20 protein-coding genes are annotated in these 21,766 nt (G+C 40.4%); 1 reads left to right on the forward strand and 19 read right to left on the reverse strand.

All coding sequences use genetic code 11. The annotated features are described in order from the left end of the window. Positions 1-19: 19 nt before the first annotated feature. The 15 genes from DK865_RS17635 to efp all read right to left on the reverse strand — a co-directional run bounded on the left by DK865_RS17635 (position 20) and on the right by efp (position 15,852). Complete coding sequence (locus tag DK865_RS17635) at positions 20-1,009, reverse strand: glycosyltransferase (RefSeq protein WP_109392451.1); 990 nt, start codon at positions 1,007-1,009, stop codon at positions 20-22. A gap of 414 nt (positions 1,010-1,423) precedes the next feature. After that, positions 1,424-1,924, reverse strand: coding sequence for a hydrogenase maturation peptidase HycI (hycI, locus tag DK865_RS17640; RefSeq protein ID WP_023582932.1), 501 nt, complete (start codon positions 1,922-1,924; stop codon positions 1,424-1,426). After that, entirely contained in the window at positions 1,921-2,331 is a 411-nt protein-coding gene (locus tag DK865_RS17645; RefSeq protein ID WP_023582933.1) for a formate hydrogenlyase maturation HycH family protein, read from the reverse strand. Before DK865_RS17645 ends, hycI begins: the two co-directional genes overlap by 4 nt. Continuing rightward, complete coding sequence (locus DK865_RS17650; protein ID WP_023582934.1) at positions 2,324-3,106, reverse strand: NADH-quinone oxidoreductase subunit B family protein; 783 nt, start codon at positions 3,104-3,106, stop codon at positions 2,324-2,326. The genes DK865_RS17645 and DK865_RS17650 overlap by 8 nt, the downstream gene beginning before the upstream one ends. Next, positions 3,103-3,657, reverse strand: coding sequence for a hydrogenase 4 subunit H (hyfH, locus tag DK865_RS17655; RefSeq protein WP_023582935.1), 555 nt, complete (start codon positions 3,655-3,657; stop codon positions 3,103-3,105). The genes DK865_RS17650 and hyfH overlap by 4 nt, the downstream gene beginning before the upstream one ends. 11 nt (positions 3,658-3,668) lie before the next feature. Beyond that, entirely contained in the window at positions 3,669-5,402 is a 1,734-nt protein-coding gene (locus DK865_RS17660) for a hydrogenase large subunit (protein WP_036914042.1), read from the reverse strand. 1 nt (position 5,403) lies between these two features. Continuing rightward, positions 5,404-6,972 carry a hydrogenase 4 subunit F gene (locus DK865_RS17665; protein ID WP_023582936.1) on the reverse strand — a complete coding sequence of 523 codons (1,569 nt, stop codon included), beginning with the start codon at positions 6,970-6,972 and terminating at the stop codon, positions 5,404-5,406. A 4-nt stretch (positions 6,973-6,976) separates the two neighbouring features. After that, on the reverse strand, positions 6,977-7,627 hold the full coding sequence (gene hyfE, locus DK865_RS17670) for a hydrogenase 4 membrane subunit (protein ID WP_023582937.1): 651 nt from the start codon (positions 7,625-7,627) through the stop codon (positions 6,977-6,979). 12 nt (positions 7,628-7,639) lie between these two features. After that, a complete protein-coding gene (locus DK865_RS17675; RefSeq protein ID WP_023582938.1) occupies positions 7,640-9,091 on the reverse strand; it encodes a hydrogenase 4 subunit D in 1,452 nt (483 codons plus the stop codon). 6 nt (positions 9,092-9,097) lie between these two features. Next, a complete protein-coding gene (locus tag DK865_RS17680) occupies positions 9,098-10,048 on the reverse strand; it encodes a respiratory chain complex I subunit 1 family protein (RefSeq protein WP_023582939.1) in 951 nt (316 codons plus the stop codon). A gap of 12 nt (positions 10,049-10,060) precedes the next feature. Then, the gene (gene hyfB, locus DK865_RS17685; RefSeq protein WP_109392452.1) at positions 10,061-12,076 is read right to left on the reverse strand and encodes a hydrogenase 4 subunit B; all 2,016 of its coding nucleotides are present in this window, start codon (positions 12,074-12,076) and stop codon (positions 10,061-10,063) included. Between the two features lies 1 nt (position 12,077). Continuing rightward, the gene (locus DK865_RS17690; RefSeq protein ID WP_109392453.1) at positions 12,078-12,698 is read right to left on the reverse strand and encodes a 4Fe-4S dicluster domain-containing protein; all 621 of its coding nucleotides are present in this window, start codon (positions 12,696-12,698) and stop codon (positions 12,078-12,080) included. 320 nt (positions 12,699-13,018) lie between these two features. Further along, complete coding sequence (locus DK865_RS17695; protein ID WP_109392454.1) at positions 13,019-13,915, reverse strand: pirin family protein; 897 nt, start codon at positions 13,913-13,915, stop codon at positions 13,019-13,021. Positions 13,916-14,073: 158 nt separating this feature from the next. Continuing rightward, positions 14,074-14,550: an RpiB/LacA/LacB family sugar-phosphate isomerase gene (locus DK865_RS17700; RefSeq protein WP_023582943.1), complete on the reverse strand. Its 477-nt coding sequence runs from the start codon at positions 14,548-14,550 to the stop codon at positions 14,074-14,076. A gap of 735 nt (positions 14,551-15,285) precedes the next feature. Next, positions 15,286-15,852 (reverse strand): elongation factor P, encoded by a 567-nt coding sequence (gene efp / locus DK865_RS17705; protein ID WP_006536168.1) that lies wholly within the window; start codon positions 15,850-15,852, stop codon positions 15,286-15,288. Positions 15,853-15,896: 44 nt separating this feature from the next. On the opposite strand from efp, the gene epmB reads away from it, so the two are divergent. After that, positions 15,897-16,925: an EF-P beta-lysylation protein EpmB gene (epmB, locus tag DK865_RS17710; RefSeq protein WP_109392455.1), complete on the forward strand. Its 1,029-nt coding sequence runs from the start codon at positions 15,897-15,899 to the stop codon at positions 16,923-16,925. A gap of 107 nt (positions 16,926-17,032) precedes the next feature. Here epmB and DK865_RS17715 read toward each other — a convergent pair whose 3' ends face one another. The 4 genes from DK865_RS17715 to DK865_RS17730 form a co-directional block, all read right to left on the reverse strand. Then, a complete protein-coding gene (locus DK865_RS17715; protein ID WP_023582946.1) occupies positions 17,033-17,377 on the reverse strand; it encodes a DUF4156 domain-containing protein in 345 nt (114 codons plus the stop codon). Positions 17,378-17,700: 323 nt separating this feature from the next. Further along, on the reverse strand, positions 17,701-19,332 hold the full coding sequence (locus DK865_RS17720; protein ID WP_109392456.1) for a Na+/H+ antiporter: 1,632 nt from the start codon (positions 19,330-19,332) through the stop codon (positions 17,701-17,703). A gap of 352 nt (positions 19,333-19,684) precedes the next feature. After that, the gene (gene groL, locus DK865_RS17725; protein ID WP_109392457.1) at positions 19,685-21,331 is read right to left on the reverse strand and encodes a chaperonin GroEL; all 1,647 of its coding nucleotides are present in this window, start codon (positions 21,329-21,331) and stop codon (positions 19,685-19,687) included. Between the two features lie 52 nt (positions 21,332-21,383). Then, on the reverse strand, positions 21,384-21,677 hold the full coding sequence (locus tag DK865_RS17730) for a co-chaperone GroES (RefSeq protein ID WP_036914050.1): 294 nt from the start codon (positions 21,675-21,677) through the stop codon (positions 21,384-21,386). Between the last annotated feature and the right edge of the window lie 89 nt (positions 21,678-21,766).

The raw sequence follows: 21,766 nt of genomic DNA on the forward strand, positions 1-21,766 counted from the left end.
TTAGTGTGCCCTCTTGTACTCATGAATTTAATATTCTTTTTAATTTAAAATAGCGTCGTCCTAACCGCCAACGTAATCTAAAATCTTTCGCATTCTGCCAAATTAATGACCATATTCCTCTATCAAAAAGTTCTTTAACCATCTGTTTTTTAACTTCAATAGATTGAATAGAGCCAATAGAATGAATAATGCCTAGACCTTCTTTTGCGATTTGCCAATAACATGCATCGATATTTTGAGTCACTTCCTTATATTTTTGATTAATAGCATCCAGCATTTCTAATATTTTCATGTAATTATGAATTGTTCTAACATGAATAGTATCATTAGGCGTTGTATGCGAAACAGATCCAGAGTGAATAAAGTAATCGTAGTAACGCTCATCGATATATCTCACACGTTTAGCCGTTAATAATACTTCTGTTGTCCACGGAATATCTTGATGATGTAAACCTGGCTCAAAATAATAACCATGAGCAAGTAAATACTCGCGTCGATAAATATTTAACCAAGTTACATGCAAGAATTTTTTAGAGTTTAATGCCATTTCTAGCCACTGTGGCCCCGTTAAAACGCCTGTTGTCTGCAAGCGGCTAGATGGAAAAATAGGTCGTGAAGGGCGACCATCTGCATAAACATAATTACCATTACAAGTCGCAATATCTAAATCGTCAGCAAGCGCGATTTCGAGTAGCCGGGGATACATCTTGGCATCAATAACATCGTCAATATCCGGAAAAGCGACATATTTTCCACGAGCAACATTAAAGCCGGTATTACGAGCAACAGAAACGCCTTGATTTTCCTGAGTCAGGATAGTGACATCGGGGAATTTATCTTTCCACTCATAAAGGAATTTTAAGGAATTATCTTTAGAACCATCATCAACAAGAATAAGCTCCCAATTCTGTAGTTTCTGCGCTTGTAAGTAACTAAAAAATTTTGATAAAAATTTCTCACCATTATAAACGGCAACCACAATACTTAATTGAGGTACAAAAGAAGACATAATCAACCTTTTATTCTTTTTAAGAGATCACTTTCACTCTAAATATATTGATTAAGGATAACAAAGATACCAACCTGAATATGTTGCTATTCTTGCTATTCTTTCGTTATAACTTAAGAGAAAAAGTAACTTTTATGCTAATTCGAAGTAAAAATCATTACTAATAAAGAATGAGTATAGTTAACTTTTGGAATACTCGATGAAGAAAAGGTTAAGCAACGTTATTTTTAAAAGAGATGGCTAAAGGAAAACTTAAGGTTAAAAAGGTAAATAGATGTTACTGGCAATAGATAAGTTACCAAAAACACTTTTTTATAATTAATGACACTTATATTACGCATTAACGAAAAACATCCGCAAAGCGGATGTTTTATTTTTAGCTATATTAATAATCTATGGATACTTGTTGTACTTTTATTCTTCAATATCTTCTTCATCGCAGACTTCAAGTTCTGGAAAGTAATCTACTCGCCAAGACTTGATCCCTTGATACACTTCATCTACCGCATTTTTTACCGCATCGGTCATTGGATAATAAAAACCAACGAGATCAGGTTGTATTCCTAGAAAAGTAATATCTGGAATATCATCTTTTAATTGATCGATAAGAAAATTCAGTGGCATATTATGAGTGCTCATAATAAACATTTCCGCGATGTAATCAGGATCTATAACCCTAATCTCACCGGGATTTAAACCAATGTCTGCGGCATCAACAATGACAACACATTGAGGTTGTAACTCTCTTACTTGATAAGAGACATTTTCAGGTGCACTTCCCCCGTTGATAACAATCCATCCATCAATAGGGTTTGCTTCCATTAACTCAGCAAGCAGAGGGCCCGCACCGTCGTCGCCCATCATGCTGTTGCCAACCGTTAATACCACTTTAGGTGCTGTCATTGCTGTACTCATGGTTTTCTCTTCACAATCAAATAAATAGCAGGTTCTGCGTGGATCTCACCGAGTAACTTAATCAACGTTTGGCTCCACTCACTAAAAATAGGATCGTCATTTTTGGTAATCGGATCAAATGCTAACGCTAATAAATGAGTATGCTCAGAGTTAATATTGATTTCACCAAACGTCAGCAATCCTTGCATTTTACGTTTGGCTTCACCTTCAGGTAATAAATCAATCCATGCTTTATATTTTTCTAAAGGACAGACTAGCTCTGTTTTTAGACAATCAATCATACCCACGTGATGACCAATCGCGAGCGAATAGTACATCACCTGTTGCGCTTGCTCAGGAATATCATCATCGCTATCAACAAACTTTTGTCTTAATGACCAAAAGTAAACTTTAGCGTCATCAGGCATAGATACCTCCTTGGCTTAATGAATAAACGAGACGTTTTACAATCTCGGATAAGCGAGGATCATTAGCTTGTCGTAACCATTCATCAACACGTCCACTCACTTCTTGAATAGTGGCGCCTTCTAATAAGGTGAGGAAATGATCACTGATTTGTCTTCCCTGATAATAGCCAGCAAGACGACGAGCCTCACGCTCAACCATCACTCGAGTATCTAAAGGAATAGAAGGCAGAATGAGGGATGCTTTTTCATTCTCTACTTCAATGTGCGATTCACCTTTTAATTTTTGGTCTAACAACCCCAGTGCAACCGCAAATCCATAAATCGTCGCAGCAGGTGTTGGAGGACAACCCGGTATCCACACATCAATAGGAACGATAGATTCACTCCCCCCCCATACACAATAAAGATCGTGGAAAATACCGCCACCACAGCCACAAGCACCATAAGAGATACAGATTTTTGGATCGGGCGCTGATTCATAAGCACGTAATGCAGGAACGCGCATCTGGCGCGTTACTGCGCCAGTAAATAATAAAATATCAGCGTGACGAGGCGACGCTACCACTTTGATACCAAAACGTTCAGCATCAAAAACCGGTGTAATTGCGGAGAAAATTTCAATCTCACAACCATTACAACCACCACAGTCAACACGATAAACATAAGCTGAACGCTGAATATCTTTCAACAATGTCTGTTTTAGCTTTTTAACCTGATCATCAAGGGTGATAGGTTGGCTAACATGATGATTAATGGGAATTTCTGGTAGACTCATTTTATTGTACTCCCAATTTCGCCCACACTAATATTTTCACGACCATCAGATAACAAATTATGTTTACGCTTACATTCAGGGCAAGTTTCAAATTGTGGGCGCATCGCTTCTACAGTTTGCTCATCCCAACCTGATTGCACTAATAGCGCCATCGCATATTCAACTGATTTTTTAGGCGTAAAGGGTTGATGGCATTCACGGCAATTCAATAATTTAAAAGTCCCTTTAATATAAAGATCTGACTTTTTAGTCACTGCCGTTTCAAACATATCGGATAAAACAATCGCTCTTGTTGGGCAAACTTCTTCACAACGGCCGCAATAAATACAGCGACCGATGAATAATTGCCAATGACGCTCGCCTGTTTCCAAATTCGTTTCCATTGTTAACGCATTCGCAGGACAGGCTGCGGTGCAAGCACCACAGACAATGCATTGCTGTGCATCATATTCAGGCTTACCTCTGAAACCATCCGGTAAATCCAGAGGCTTAAACGGATATTTGGTCGTTGCTTCGCCTGTTTTAATTATGGTTTTAAACAATTTTAACATCGTTCATTCCCTCACTTGAGCGGCGAATTTTTACGTTCGATGCTATAACGTTCAATTTCTTTGTAAGAAACTGTTTTAGATTTACGTTTTTTCACATCGACGAGCGTTACCCTGTCAGTACAGGAATAACAAGGGTCAAGACTACCGATAATTAACGGCGCATCAGAGACAGTATTTCCTTGCAACATATAGCGTAATACAGGCCAGTTAGCATAAGTTGCGGCACGGCAACGCCAGCGGAATAATTTTTGGTTATCGCCCAACATACTCCAGTGAACATCTTCACCACGCGGTGCTTCAGTAAAACCAAGTGCGAATTTATAAGGCTGATAAGTAAAGCCTTCCGTTAATAATGGCCCTTCTGGCAAGTTATCTAAGGCATATTCAATCATTGCCATGGAATCCAAGACTTCTTTAATACGTACCATCACACGAGAGAATACGTCGCCACCTTCATAACTAAAGAGCGTCAGTGGAAGATTGCCATAATCTGCAAATGGGTGGTCAAAACGCACGTCACGTTTAAAACCACTCGCTCTTATCATGGGTCCTACTGGACTAAAATCACGAGCCACTTTCTTATCTAAAATACCGACACCCACAGTACGTTGTTCCATATTGGGTGCTGATAGCAGTACATCCACTAATTCAGTGACTTCTTTGCGCATTTCTCTAACAAGTTGGATAGTCTTCAGACGCTGATCTTTTAAAATATCGCGACGAATACCCCCAATTAAGTTCAAGCCATACGTTTTACGCGCACCTGTGAGCATTTCTGCAATTTGCATTGATTTTTCACGAATACGGAAAAATTGCATAAAGCCAGTATCAAAGCCGGTGAAGTGACTCGCTAAACCAATGTTTAATAAATGGCTATGAAGACGCTCAACTTCTAATAAGATAGAACGAATAGTATGCGCACGACGTGGTACTTCGATGCCTAATGCATTTTCAACAGAAGTCACATACGCTACGCTGTGAGTAAAACCACAGATACCACATACACGGTCTGATAAGAAGGTGACTTCGTTATAACCCATACGAGTTTCAGCTAGTTTCTCCATACCACGGTGAACATAGAACATGCGGTAATCGGCATCGACAATATTTTCACCGTCGACGAATAAGCGGAAGTGTCCCGGTTCATCAGAGGTAATGTGCATAGGGCCAATTGGCACAACACGCGCATCTTGCTTACCTTCATTCACGAAAGGATAAGTTTCAACTTCGGTTGTTGGTGCTGGACGTTGACGATAATCCATCGCATCTTTACGCAGTGGATACATCTCGTCAGGCCAATCATCTGGAAGCACCAAACGACGCTCATCAGGTAAACCCACGGGGATAAGACCATACATATCACGGATTTCACGTTCTCCCCACACGGCAGCGGGTACACGTGGTGTCACGGACGGAAACTCTAACGTGATTGGGCTAACATGGGCTTTTACCACCACCCAGCATTTTTCACCCTCTTCCATTGATAATGCGTAATAAACCGCATAGTCGCCATTTAAACTACGTTCATCATTACCGAATAAAACGGGTAACCAACCGCCTAAGCCGTAATACAGGTATTCCACCACTTCAGGAAGTGATTCCGTTTTTACTGTTATCGTCAATTGATCAGCGGTTTGTCTCTCTTCATCAAGAACGGCTGATGGAAACTTTTCACGAACTTTGGCAACGTAATCTCCGCCCAGTTCTTTTCCCTCTTTTCTACTGACATAATTTTGGTAGCTCACGTTACATCTCCTGAACCGATGTGGATGGATTGCTGATTAAAGCCGTTGGCCATGTATAAGTAGGTGACTCACTTTTATCAATATTCATCACGATATTAGCGGCATTTTCTAACAACTCACTGACAGGCTTAGGAATGTGAGTTCCCATTAACAGCATAAGTGCAATCAGAATGACCATTGGTAATGTGGTTAAAATTCCCAGTTCACCTTTAGCAACAACATCAGGTTTTGGACCAAAGACAGCTTTAGCTACCATTCGAACCAACCCACCTAAGACTACAGTCAATAACAATAATAATAGGATAGTTAAGCCAATGTGCTGAGATGCTAAACCTGCCACAACAATCATAAATTCACTGATAAAGACGTTGAAAGGAGGCATACCGCCTAACGCTAAAGCCCCACCCGCAAACAGAGCGGCACTTAATGGCATCACTTTAAACATGCCTTTCACGACATTTAAATCACGAGTACCGTATTTCAATAACACGTTACCTGAACCACAGAACAACAATGCTTTCGCTAAGCTGTGGTTTAAGGTGTGGAATAAAGCAGCCAAAATACCAATTGGTCCGCCAATTCCTAATGCGACGGCAATTAATCCCATGTTTTCCACACTGGAGTACGCTAAAAGACGTTTCATATCGCGCTGAATAAGAATAAAGAACGCGGCGATAGCGACAGAGAGGAAGCCAAAAATTAACAGTAAGTTACGTGTAAATTCAGTACCAATTGCCGCATCAATAATGATGTAGTAACGAATGATGATTAACAGTGCACAATTCAGTAAAACGGCTGATAGCAAGGCACTAACAGGACTTGGGGCTTCACTGTGTGCATCTGGCAACCATGCGTGCATTGGGAATAACCCCGTTTTGGTACCGAAACCGATTAAAATAAAGACAAAAGCTAAATGCATCAGTGTTGGGTCTAACTGGTCTGTATATTTCAACACTTCAGTCCAGAAGATAGCCTGATCTGGATCAGGCATAAAGCTTGCGGCATTGGCATAAACCAAAATAGTACCGAAAAGACCAAATGCCACACCCACACTACAAATAATGATGTACTTCCACGCAGCTTCCAAAGAAGAACGTTGCCCATAAATCCCGACTAAAAATGCCGAACTTAGGGTTGTTGCTTCAATGGCAGCCCACATTAAGATCAAGTTATTACTCGTAATGGCTAATAACATGGTGAATAAAAAGAGGTGGAAGAAACCATAGTAGTTACACAAAGTGCGCACGGAGATTTCACCCTCATCCACTTCGTGATTCATATAGCCAATAGAATAAAGCCCCGTTAAAAAGCCGATAATACCTAAGATGGCAAGGAATAAAGCCCCTAGGCTATCCACATGAACCCAATTAGCAGCAGCCAATATTTCGCCATGGGACATGACATCTGCCACCGTTCCTAATGCAGCGATTAACAATACGGTGATACCAATAGCATGAATACCCGTCACAATAGGACGCGCACCCGCTTTTAATAACGGACTTAGAAACGCCAGTATTGAAAATACCAACGGTGCAAACATTAAAATTGTTAACATGGTTGTTTGGTTCATCTCCTCACCCCTTCAGCGCGGTCAGTTGATCCACGTTCAGTGTGTTGAGCGTGCGGTAAATCTTACGCGCCAACACTGCCATCACGATCACAGCAAAGATGGCGTCAGTGGCGATACCGATTTCGACCAGTTCAGGTGCTCTCCACGCTAATAGTGCCAGTGTTAAGTGAGAGCCGTTTTCCATTAAACAGTAACCAAAAGCTTGTTTTAGGATATTTCGCTGAGTCACGATACAAAGCAGACCCAACATAAAGTGTCCCAGAGAAACTGCGAGTGCAGGTTTCAAATCAACAACCATTGGTATTTGAATAGGCTCAACCACAAACCAACTTAAAATAACGATAACAGCCGCCAACAACATTAACAGTGCAGGGCTAATAACACTGATATTCGCACTAGGATCGGATAACTTACGGAATGCAAATCCTAAAATAAGTGGCACTAACAGAACTTTGGTAAAGAAGGCGGTGATTGCCCAAATGGTGAGTTGGTGTGCATCCAAGGTATTAGCTAACGTGACAAAAATCATCACTAAAACGAAAGATTGCAATGCATAGAACCAACATGAAGCAATCGGCTTTTTAGCGCCAATTACCAGTAGCGAGGTGATCATCATTAACCCCGCCAAATTGTTTACGATAAGTGCTCCAGTCATGATTTATCTCCCTTATCCTAGCCAAGTGACTGCGATAACACTGGATGCAAAGGACATCACAATCAGTATTCCAATCACAATTTGCATTGCCATAGGAACAGGTTGCCCTTCTGCAACTTCTGTACTTGGTTTGCCCGGAACAACACGACCAAACCAGTAGATAAACCAAGTGAAGCTAGCAACAGACTCAATCAGCACTAGCACCATAATTGGTGTCATCACCCAGAAAACACTCGACAATTCAAAACCTGCGGCAAAAATTGGGAATTTACTAAAGAAACCATTCATTGGTGGCACACCTGCGATTGCCAGCGCGGCAACACAGAACCCCACACCCAATAATGGATATTTATTAATTAACCCTTTTAAGCGAGGCAACATACGAGTACCACAGCTATAACTCAGTGCACCCGCCACTAAGAAGAACAAGCTTTTCGCGAAGGCATGGTTAAAGATATAAGCAATACCGCCTTCAAACGCTTCGCGCGGTCCAAAGATAGAAATAGATAATGCAAGGAAGATATAAGAGAGCTGAGTGATGGTTGACCATGCTAACAGACGTTTCATATCTTTTTGTGGCAGATACATCATAAAGCCATAAATCAACGTGATAACTGCCATGGTGATACCCACCCAACCAATAAGATGAGGGACATCACCACCTGCTGACATAATTGCCCGAGCAAAGATGTAAACTCCGACTTTTACCATTGACGCTGCGTGTAAGTAAGCACTCACAGGAGTAGGTGCTTCCATGGCATCAGGTAGCCAAGCTTGTAATGGTAATTGAGCTGATTTACCCCAAGCTGCAAAGAGAATGCCACCAAACACAATCAGTTTTGTTGGCTCATCTAAGGTGGCGATTGCGGTTAATTCAAAGGTACCCGTACTCACAAACAAGGTTGCAGCTGCGAGATAAAGACCGATTGAAGCAACGTGAGTGATCAACAATGCTTTCATTGCTGAGCGGAGCGATTTTTCAGATTGGTAGTAACCGATTAATCCCCAAGAACATCCCCCTGTGATTTCAAAAAACAGGAGTTGACCCAGAATAGTCGAAGAAAGCACTAATCCAGCCATTGCACCGATAAAGATTAATAGGAATGCATAATAGCGACGAGTACCATCATGAGGATGCTCACGGTTACCATTGGTCAGATAGCCAGTAGAGTAAAAACTCACCAACAATCCCAAGAACACAACAGCGAAAGCAATCAAGGTACTGACACGATCAATGGTAAAACCAAAGAGCGCAATATCACCATATTGTACTAGCGTAATTGTGGTATCGACTTTACCTTCAGCGAGGAACTGCCAACCTAAAACAACCGTTCCTAATGTGGCTAATAAAGCGAACAGTGTACATAACCACTTCGCCATCCGATTTGGCATTAAGGACGTAATCAACGCCCCCGCAAATGGGATGAGTAAGGTCGCAAGAGCTATATTTTCCATTGTAATCATCGCTCCTTATAGACCGGTTAAATAGAAAACAAGAGCCAGTGCCGCAACACCGAATCCTAACCATGTCACATGGTGAGTCAGTAAGAAGCGACCACGCGCTAAACTGTTTTCAACCAATGACGCTAATACAAACACCACTAACAATTTCACTGCCATTAAAACTAACGCAATGATCAGAGCCATAAAGGTGAATTCAGTGGCTTTACCGAAAGGAATAAATATGGCTAAGAACAGCTCAGCCACGACCACTTGTTTTAAACCAAGACCCAGTTTCACCATGGCAAAACCAGAGCCTGAATACTCAGTTAATGGCCCTTCTTGTAACTCTTGCTCAGCTTCTGCAACGTCGAATGGCATTTTGCCCATTTCGATAAAAGCGGCAAAAGCACACGCTAATAAGGCTAACAGTGTGGCAGTTGGTGATACCCAACCTTGAGCCAACGTTGCACTAATGGTGCCGACATTGGTTGAACCCACAATTAACGCCACCACAATCAGTGATAACACCAAGATAGGTTCAACCAACACACCCAGCGTTAATTCACGGCTCGCACCAATACCCGCAAATGGGCTTCCTGAATCCAGACCAGATAAAGAAAAGAAGAAACGATAAAGTGCAAACAGATAAATCAGTGCGATAAGATCGGCTGCACCTGCAAACAGTGACGTTGCGGTAAAGACAGGCAGCGCCATAGCAACCACCAGCATACTTCCCAGTAACACATAAGGCATCACTTGGAAGATCACACCCGATTGCTCAGGCGCCACTGATTGACGTTTAAATAACTTAAAGATATCTCGATAATCTTGCAAAATTCCAGGACCTTGACGCGAATGCATCTTGGCGCGAATTGTGCGCGAAATACCTGTACATAATGGGGTTATCGCCAGCAAAAAGAGTGCTTGTATTAGTGCGAATATTCCCATCATTAACGTAGGTGCTTCTTGGAAAGTCATAAGTCCCTCTCCTTACGCTGCGATGACTAAAAGCAAGATGACCAGCGCTGCGACAACGTATAGACAATAGAGTCTGAAATCCCCGCCTTGTAGGCATTGGATACGTTTTGCAAAACGTTGGATACCACGAACCAGCGGATAAATAATGCGTTCATCCCAGAATGGTTCGACCTTTTCAGCACCGAGCTGTGTTTTATTAAAACCACGAGACAGCAATGGAGATGGATCAAGTTGTTTACGCATACGATAAAGTGGTGCAAACATGCTACGTAATGCTTGAGTAAAGCCACCTGCTGACACTGCCATATCTTTTTCCCACACATAACCACACGCCCAAGGATTACCTTTACGACGAAACGCAGGTTGATTGCCTTTTAGACCGAGGTAAATCAGGAATGGGATGAGTGGTAAAGCAATTAATAAAACAAATGTTAATGCTGGAGAGAACATCGCTTGCGATGCCGCATCAGGAACAAGCATTGAGCCTTGAGCTACAGTTAATGCGCTGGTTTCGCTAAGAGACATTGCGATATTAGCAATGATGGGGGCAACAAAAGCAGCACCTACACCTAACACAACACAGAAAAGCGCTAATAACCCCATCGCAATCGTCATTGGTAGTGGTACTTCTTTTGCTTTGGTTGCTTGCTCACTACGAGGACCACCACAGAAGCTCACACCATAGACTTTCACGAAACACATTGCCGCTAATGCCCCTGTAATTGCCAGCATAATAATGGCAATAGGACCACTTAAGCGCATCACAAAGTTACCTTCGTGACTCATCGTGAATAGCGATTGGTAGGTATACCATTCACTCACAAAACCGTTTAGCGGTGGTAACGCTGAAATCGCCATACAACCAACTAAGAATGCCGTTGCAGTGTAAGGCATCAGTTTGGCTAACCCACCCATCTTATCCATATCACGCGTGTGAATTTGATTGATAATGGCGCCAGCGCCGAGGAATAATAAGCCTTTGAACACCGCATGGTTTAATAAGTGATATAGCGCACCTAACAGCCCAAGTGCAGCAATAATAGGATGGTCTGTTGCCATTCCCACCATCCCGACACCAACACCCATTAAAATAATGCCGATATTTTCAACGGTATGCCATGCAAGTAAACGTTTTAAATCGTGCTCTGCTAATGCGTACATAACACCCAATACAGAAGAAACCGCACCGAATGCGAGGACAACAATTCCCCACCACATTTCAGTCGCACCCAATAAATCGATACCCACTTTGATTATCCCGAAGATACCAATTTTGACCATCACACCTGACATTAATGCCGATGCATGTGAAGGGGCTGCGGGGTGAGCTTTTGGTAACCAACTGTGCAATGGCAACATACCGGCCTTGGCACCAAAACCAAAAAAGCCCAGTAAAAACACCACAGAGGCCATTGCCGGAGAAAGAGAGAGTTGACGGAATGAATCAAAATCAAGGCTTCCACTTTCACGCCACATTAAGAAGAAGGCAATCATGATTAACACGGAGCCTGCGTGAGCGATAAAGAAGTAGAGTAGACCAGCGTGAATAGATTCATCATCTTGGTCAGCGATAACTAAGAACCAAGATGCCAGTGACATCATTTCAAACAGGATAATAAAGTAGAATGCATTATCCATCACCACTAAACCAACCATTGAAGCAATAAACAAATTCATAAAGAATCCCATGCTCCAAGCGCCACGACCTTTATATTCTTGCACATAAGCAAGAGAATAAAGCGCACACACGCTGACCAGTAATGAAATGACGAACACCATAAAGGCACCTAACATATCCATGCGCACCACAAAGGCGGCAAAGTCGAAAGGTCCTGCGACAGTGAAAGTAGCGATTTCACCACCAAAAATAACGGGTAATGCACTTAAAATACCTAAGACACCACCCATGATTGCGCTGATCCCTGAAATAAGGATTGCCAACCCTTCCTGTTTTTTTAAAAACAGTGCAATAACGCCACCAACAACATACAGGATGACTGACCACAGCAGTAACTGAAGAGGTTCCATATTACTTCCGCTCCTGTGTCAAAGTAGATAAATCGTCAAGACTCGTAATAGGTTCCATCACTGAGTCTAAACGACGCGTTTTCATCTGCTCTTCAAGTTTGTCTTCTTCAACTAAATGCAATGCATCCGTTGGACATACGTTGACACAAGCAGGACCTTCATCAGAGAAAGCACATAAATCACATTTCACTGCGATTGCGCGGATACCTACATTCCATGCAAGGAATGGATTGGTTGTTGGAAGGCTTGCTGGCACATCAGCCAACATTTCTTCAGGCACAAAGTGTTCAAAAACAGCCGGTAAGTTAACGGGTTTACTGCCTGATGGTGTAATTGCACCAAAAGGACAAACCAGACCACATAACTTGCAGCCAATACACAGGCTCTCATTAAGAAAGATCATATTATCTTCATGAGTGATGGCATTAACTGGGCACACACGAGCACAAGGAGCATCCTCACAGTGCCGACAAAGCATCGGTGCTGTCTGATCCTCCACTTTTACCACTGTAAGACGCGGATGCGCCTGTAACCCCACAGCTTGGTGAACTTCAGAACAAGCTGCCATACAGGTATTACACCCTATGCATCGTTGTGGCTCTGCAATTACAAAGCGATTCATTCGCCACATCCTCCGAGAAAAACGTTTAACAGCATTACTGTCGTCAATTTTTCTTTAGATGAAGCATATTTCATGCCAAGAGAGGATTTAATTTATTTATGATAAAAATCATTAAGATAGAAATATAAGAAAGGACTAAGAATGACGTATCGACAATAATGACGTTGACAGTAAGTGATGAGTTCTCAACACCCATTTCGTCGTCACTCTAATGAGATGTCAAAAATGGTGGAACACAAAGAAAAAATAGCTGAATTATCTTTAGATAACTCAGCTAAGTTTAAACACGGAATATTAATATTTTCTTTTATAGCATAAAGTTAAGGCATTAACGGCGATACCAGCGGTGTTCTTTCATCATTAACCACTTTACCAAAACGCTCACTGCCCGCATTCCAATCGGTGATTGCTTGTTGAATTTCTTCTTTGCTACGCCCAATAAAATTCCACCACATCAAAATTTTTTCATTTAAAGGTTCACCACCTAAGAAAAGAATTTGAGCATTATCACTTAGTTCTATCGTTAATGACTCAGCGTTTTGTATCCCAATATAAGCAAGTTCATTTGCGATAAAAGTCTCCCCTTTTATTGTCATTTCTCCCGTTAAGACAAAAAAACCATATTCATATTTAGGATTTAATGATAAAGGAATGCGAGTGGCATGTTTTGCCATAATATCCATTCCAACCATGGGTAATAAACATAATACGGGAGAGTTGTGACTTTGATAATCACCGATTAGTAACGTGAAGTCAGCACCATCGGCTAGCCATTTAGGGAGATCAGGATAGTGATCAAAGCGCGGTGGCATATTTCTTTTATCGTTTGGTAACACTATCCATAATTGAGCCAAATGGACTTCTTTTTTATCACCGTAAGTATCTTCTGAATGGCTAATACCGTGACCAGCTGTCATTAAATTCACTTGTTGAGGTCGAATAACTTGCTGAAAACCTAGGCTATCACGATGTAAAATTTCCCCTTCTAACATCCAAGTAAAGGTTTGCAACCCAATATGAGGATGAGGCGAAATAGCTAATTTATCGACAGTGTCATTAAAAACGGTGGGGCCTAAATGGTCAAGAAAACACCAAGGTCCAATTAAGCGTTGTTTTTTATCAGGTAAAGCACGATAAGTTTCAATCCTGCCAACATCACGGGTTTTAGAGGTAATACGTAATGGGGCATTTACTGTATCAGAGTGTTGATGTTCCATTGTTCACCTACTTTTAATTTAATTGTTAAGTCATAAAATGCTTTATTTATTATCTAGTATAGATACTAAACCCTTATCTATTTAATAAGCAAAATATATCACTTAATAAAAAATAAGCCTGAAAATTCAGGCTCATAAAAGTAAACAATATGAATGACTTAATTTTTATAAATTTTTTTCTCTATTTTTTTCATTGAATTTAAGCCAGATTGTAAGTTTTCCGGTGCTGCTTCTGAAAAACCTTCTGTAAAGGTCGCAGATAAATAGGCATCAACCATCATTTGAGCTTTAAACGGTGTTATTAATAAACCACCCATAGCAAGAATATTACAATTATTTATAATTTTACAAAAACGAGCGCTGGTCACACTTTCACAAACACCACAATAAACATTTTTATGTTTATTCGCACTAATACTCACGCCCATTCCTGTACCACAGAAAACAAAGCCAATATATTCAGGATGTTCAGAAATTATCGCTCCAACTTTATCACCGACATCACAATAGCCAATAGGAGCTGATTCTGTGAGATCTTTTATCGTGTAATGTTTTCCTGATAAATAAGACTTAATCGTATTTTTTAATTCAAATCCAGAAGGATCAGCCCCCATAATAATCATTCTATTTTCCATATAGTTTCCTTAATTAATTTAAGCACCACTGGTAAATATAAGTCATTGATAATATTTAAATTAAAAGAAAATCACAAAAAATATTATTTACACTTAACCTAAATAAAGTATAGGTTAAAATTCTATTCTCTGTATTTTAATATGGGAAATTTACAAAAAAGAAGAAATAAAGATATGGAAATGGAAATGTATTCTATAAATAAAATGATTAACTTAGAAAATAAGCTGATTTTATTATGTCATAAATTGAAATGATAAAAAAACAAAAGAGATATATCAAAGTAAATGTCTATATTGAAAGGGTTTCCCTAGTATAACTAAAATATAAAATAAAGATCAATAATATTACAGGATTAATGTTTTTATCTATACTCTTCAATATCTCTTAAAGGAAAGTCAAAATAACTTAAATAAATATTGCTGTGGATTATCTTTACCAAAACAACCTACACGCTTATTCTAAGAAAATGGTTATTTTTTACCAATTCCAATATTGAATCTAACATTCTATTTTGGCATCAAAGATAATAAAGAGATAAATAAATTAGAAACAAAATAATAACACAAAAAATTAAATAATGCAGTAATACAAATCACTCAAATTTTCAGAAAGAAAATACCGCCTATTAATCAATATTTATAAATTAAAATAAAAAAATACCGCAGATAGTTAACATTATCTGCGGTAATTAATTATTGTACTTAACGTTACACTCAGTAAAATAATCTATACGATTATTTTACGCGCGATACGTATTCACCTGAACGAGTATCAACTTTGATAACTTCACCAATTTGTACAAACAGTGGTACTTTAACTACTGCGCCGGTGCTTAATGTTGCTGGTTTACCACCTGTACCTGCGGTATCACCTTTCAGGCCTGGATCAGTATCAACGATTTCTAATTCAACAAAGTTTGGTGGAATAACAGCGATAGGACGATTATCCCACAGTGTTACGATACACTCAGCTTGGTCGATTAACCATTTAGCATTATCGCCAACCGCTTTTTCGTCTGCGGCTAATTGTTCGAAGGTTTCGTTGTTCATGAAATGCCAGAACTCACCGTCGTTGTACAGGTAAGTTAAGTTGATATCCATGACATCTGCACCTTCTGCAGAATCTGTAGATTTAAATGTTTTTTCCAGTAATTTGTTAGAAATCAGTTTACGCAGACGCACACGAGCAAATGCCTGACCTTTACCTGGTTTAACAAATTCACATTCAGTAATGACGGCTGGCTCGCCATCTAACATGATTTTAAGACCTGAACGAAAATCGTTGGTATTATAAGAAGCCATGAATATCCTCTAACTTTTTTAATTTAAAATGGCATAGCCAAAAAATGGCACACATTGTAACTCATAATCACCCCACCAGAGAAGTCTGGTTAACACAACTCGCGCAGGCAATCAGTGATCCTGTTGAATTACTCCAACTTTTAGCGTTGGAACATCACGCTGATCTCCAAAAAGGGGCTCAGGCGCGACGGCTTTTTCCGCTACGGGTTCCCCGTGAATTCGTTGCACGCATGAAAAAAGGCGATCCTAACGATCCATTACTTTTACAAGTATTAACTGCAAATGCTGAATTTACCATAACACCGGGATTTTCTACGGACCCGTTAGATGAGCAACAAAATGCGGTGCCAGGTTTATTACATAAATATCAGAATCGTGCATTGCTTCTGGTCAAAGGTGGTTGCGCTGTCAATTGTCGCTACTGTTTTCGTCGTCATTTTCCCTATGAAGATAACAAAGGAAACAAAGCGAATTGGCAAAAGGCAATAGAGTATATCAAAAATAACCCAAAACTCGATGAAATCATCTTCTCTGGAGGCGATCCTCTTATGGCGAAAGATGATGAGCTTGATTGGTTAATAACACAATTAGAAGCTATTCCGCATCTTAAGCGTTTACGTATTCACTCTCGCTTACCCGTGGTTATTCCTGCACGTATTACTGACACGCTATGCAAACGCCTGCAACAATCACGTTTACAAAATATCATGGTACTGCACACCAATCACGCCAATGAGATTGATGATGCATTAAGAGAAGCCTGTTCAAAGCTCAAAAATGCCAATGTCACGTTATTGAATCAAGGTGTGTTATTACGAGGCGTTAATGACAGTGCTGAAGTCCTTGCGGATTTAAGTCGCGCACTATTTGATGCTGGCGTTATGCCGTATTACTTACATGTTCTAGACAAAGTGCAAGGTGCGGCTCACTTTATGGTGCCAGACAGTGAAGCAAGAGAAATTATGAAAGCATTAATGAGCTTAGTTTCAGGCTATATGGTTCCTAAACTCACGCGTGAAATTGGTGGTGAACCGAGTAAAACATTGTTAGATCTTGGGTTACGCCAACAATAATCAATATCACAAAAACAAAAAAGCTGTAGCGCAATTCAAATAGATGAAGTGACTACAGCTTTTTTATCTATTAGTAGACTAATAAATAGTGAATAAATTAAATGCCCTTATTGGCATTTATAAACTTGTCCACTCATTTTGCTATCTAATGGTGCAAAGCTATCAACAAAGCTACCTGCGCCAGTACCAACGTTAAAAATAACGTTACCACCCATTGCCGCTGCTTTATTACGTAAATCGTTAGCAGCACCTCGCAGTGATTGGCTTTCAGTACGGGAACCTGATAACCAGTTATTTTGAACACCTGTCACTGTTCCTAATAATTGGCATTCGCTGCCTGGTTGCGTATCAGTGATTTGTACCTGTGAGCCCGCAGTGCTTAATGTGTTTGTTGCAGAACAGCCTGCTAATAACAACGCTGCAGCAGCTCCCAATAACAATTTAATTCGCATGATCCCCTCATTTATTTGAGTGTCCGTTTAGTCACGACAACAATATACCTTGTCATCCCTATTATGCGCAAAAATAAATCATCATTGCTATCTCACATTAGCCAATAGCTTTAAGATATTATTTTCGCTTTAAACTTATTTTAACGTACAAATTCAGCTTTGAGATAGACAAAGCAATTGCCTCTATTCTACACCGCTTTCAGGCTTTTAAAACGGTCTAGCCTATTTTCAGCCTACACAGTGCGAGAATGAACACACAATTAGTGCATTTTTTAAAAAATCTTCAGACAGCAAACCGCTATCTGAAGATAATATTGCCCCAATTAACTTAAATGATGATTCAGTGCTTCCTCTTTTAAATCTAATTCATGTCGTAAACGATGATAAATATGCTCACTAATATGACGAGATTTGCGCAGTTGTTGTAACGCATCTCGCTCAATTTTTAATGCACTACGAGATAATTTACGTTCCATACTAAACAAGCGTTTAAGATCAAGTGCACCTTCCTGCACGCTGTCTTCACTATCAAGACGACGACTGTATATTTCTAATAAATGAGAGCCCGCTTCTATACGCAATGACATTTCATCGAGATCTTCACAAGGCTGATTCATCAATTCATTAATATGTGCAATGGCTGCTTCGTTTAACGCTAAACGAGTACGAATTTCATCATCTTCATACGGTAAATCTTCTGACAACCCTTTCGTTAAAATTGGTAATGCGATTGTGGCGATTAATAATGAACAGAGAATAACGCCCATGGCAATAAAAATGGCAAGATCACGTGTTGGGAAAGGCGAGCCATCAGTCATCAATAAAGGAAGTGTTAAGATACCAGCAAGAGTAATTGCACCTCTCACTCCAGCCGTTGCCATAATCGCCATTAAACGCAGGTCATGACGAGATAAGCGTTTATTCGGTGAGCGAAAAACGGTGAGTGACATCGATACCCATACCCATGTAAAACGCAGTACGGCAAGCCCCACAGTGATCACAATAATGTAACCTAAAACAGCCCAAGGATTAGTCGCCCCAGCTGATTGCGTCACTTCAGGTAAAATTTTCCACATTGCTGGAAGTTGTTCACCTAATAAAATAAAAATCATGCCGTTAAGTGCAACTTGAACCGTATCCCAAACCGCTTTACTTTGCATACGGGTGGCGGCTTGCATACGACCAACAATTTTTTCGTAGTGCATTGCAATACCAGCAACCACTGCCGCTAAGATCCCAGATACATGGAAATGCTCTGCCAATAGATAGGCAAAAAATGGCATTAATAAGCTAATCAAAATTTGGATTGCCGGATCTTCACCTGTGCGTCTTACCAAAAATTGATTAAATCGCCCAATAATACCCGCCACAATTAAACCAATTGCCGCCCCTCCTAAAGCCACAACTAAAAACTGTCCTGTTGCGGAAGCAATAGAAAAAGATCCTGTTAATGCAGCTGCAACCGCAAAGCTAAAACAAACTAAACCTGTTGCATCATTCAGTAACGATTCCCCTTCTAAAATATGAGTCATACGCGAAGGAAGTGGTGAATTTACAGTCATTGCAGATACAGAAACAGGATCAGTCGGTGATAAAATTGCGGCTAATGCGAACGCAATCGCAAGCGAAATAGACGGAATAAGCCAATGAATAAAAAAGCCCATGCCAATGACAGTGACAACGACTAAACCAATCGCCAATGACATAATTGGTTTAATCTCTTGAAATAGTGCCTCTTTGGGAATACGCCAACCATCTAAAAACAGCAATGGCGGAATAAAGAGAAATAAGAAAAGATGTGGATCAAAAGTCACCTCAAAACCAAAAATCGATAAGCAAGCGCCTACAGCTATTTGGATCAATGGTAAAGGAACTTTTTCTGACAGTAATCGAGAGATAAATACACTCACAATGACGGCAAAAAGAAAGATAAGCACGATGGCGACGACAGACATGGTGAACACCCCAATTATTTAATTATTTTTAAGCGATGCAGTAAAAACGATCTGTTGTCTAGTTGTAAAGAAATAAGTTGTTTCTAATTATATAAAAAATAAATTATTAGAAACTTCTGAAGTAAAAACGACATAAAAAGACTCTCGCCGACGAAATGACGTTAGTCATTAGCGTCACTTCATTGTCTGGGCTTAAATTGTTATCTACATTTCAAATTTTTTCTCTGATTTCGAATCTTTACTCCCATAGATATCTGTTTGGATAGCAATCAACAATTCGTGAAGCGTTGTTAGACATAAAAAAACCCGAGCCTAAGCTCGGGTTTTTCGTGTAAAACAGTTAGCTGATGAATTACATCATGCCGCCCATTCCACCCATGCCGCCCATACCGCCAGCAGCACCTAAGTCCATTTTGTCATCTTTCGGTGAATCTGTGATCATTGCTTCTGTTGTGATCATCAGACCTGCAATAGATGCAGCAAATTGCAGTGCAGAACGAGTGACTTTAGTTGGATCTAAGATACCCATATCAATCATGTCGCCGTAAGCATCAGTTGCAGCGTTATAACCGTAGTTACCTTCACCTGCTTTCACTTTGTTTACAACAACAGAGGGTTCTTCACCTGCGTTAGCAACGATTTGACGCATTGGAGATTCCATTGCACGTAATGCAACGCGGATACCGACTGTTTGTTCTTCGTTATCACCAACCATCTCACGCAGAGCGTTAGCAACGCGAACCAGAGCAGTACCACCACCCGCGACAACACCTTCTTCAACTGCTGCACGAGTTGCATGCAGAGCATCGTCAACACGAGCACGTTTTTCTTTCATTTCAACTTCAGTTGCTGCACCCACTTTAATGACTGCAACACCGCCAGCTAATTTAGCAACGCGTTCTTGTAATTTTTCACGGTCATAATCTGAAGTCGCATCTTCGATTTGTTGACGGATTTGAGATACACGACCACTGATTGCGTCTTGATCACCTAAACCATCAATAATCGTTGTTGTATCTTTGTTGATAACAACGCGTTTTGCTTGACCTAAGTCTTCTAATGTCGCTTTTTCTAACTCCATGCCGATTTCTTCAGAAATCACCGCACCGTTAGTTAATGTTGCGATATCTTGCAACATTGCTTTACGGCGATCACCAAAGCCAGGTGCTTTAACAGCAGCAACTTTAACGATACCACGCATGTTGTTCACAACTAATGTTGCCAGTGCTTCACCTTCAACATCTTCTGCAATAATAAGCAGAGGTTTGTTAGCTTTAGCAACACCTTCTAAGACAGGCAGTAATTCACGGATGTTAGAAACTTTTTTGTCAACTAACAGAATGAATGGATTTTCTAATTCTGCTGTACCCGTTTCAGGTTTGTTGATGAAGTAAGGAGACAGATAACCGCGGTCAAACTGCATACCTTCAACAACATCTAGCTCATCTTCTAAGCCAGTACCTTCTTCAACGGTGATAACACCTTCTTTACCTACTTTATCCATCGCTTGCGCGATCAGAGTACCGACGGTTTCATCAGAGTTAGCAGAAATGGTACCAACTTGAGCAATCGCCTTAGTATCTGAACATGGAACAGACAGTTTTTTCAGTTCTTCGACTGCTGCAACAACAGCTTTATCGATACCGCGTTTCAGATCCATTGGGTTCATGCCAGCGGCGACTGCTTTTAAGCCTTCGGCAATGATTGATTGTGCTAATACTGTTGCAGTTGTAGTACCATCACCTGCCGCATCATTGGCTTTAGAAGCAACTTCTTTCACCATCTGTGCGCCCATGTTCTCGAATTTATCTTCGAGTTCAATTTCGCGAGCAACAGATACACCATCTTTAGTAATAACAGGTGCACCGAAAGATTTATCTAAAACAACGTTACGACCTTTAGGACCTAAAGTTACTTTAACTGCATCTGCAAGAACATTAACACCACGTAACATTTTATTACGAGCATCTACACCGAATTTGACGTCTTTAGCTGCCATCGTATATTTCCTTTGAATTCGTTCAGTTTAAGAAGATCTTAAAAGAGAAAAATTATTCTTCTACAATTGCTAAAATGTCACTTTCAGACATGATAAGCACGTCTTCGTTATCAATTTTTTCTGTTTTAACGCCATAACCGTCGTTAAAAATTACGATATCGCCAACTTTAACATCCAGCGGTTTAACGTCGCCGTTTTCCATAATACGGCCTTGACCTACGGCTAAAATTTCGCCACGAGTTGATTTACCCGCCGCAGTGCCAGTCAGTACGATACCGCCTGCTGATTTAGCTTCGACTTCTTTACGTTTAACAATAACACGGTCATGTAATGGACGAATCTTCATTAATAGTGCTCCTATAAAAAAGTCCATATCAGGATTAAGGTTGATACCAGTGCCCAAGATGAACCAGTACCATGACGATACAGGTGGGG

The organism is Proteus cibi (assembly GCF_003144405.1).
Classification (GTDB): Bacteria; Pseudomonadota; Gammaproteobacteria; order Enterobacterales; family Enterobacteriaceae; genus Proteus; species Proteus cibi.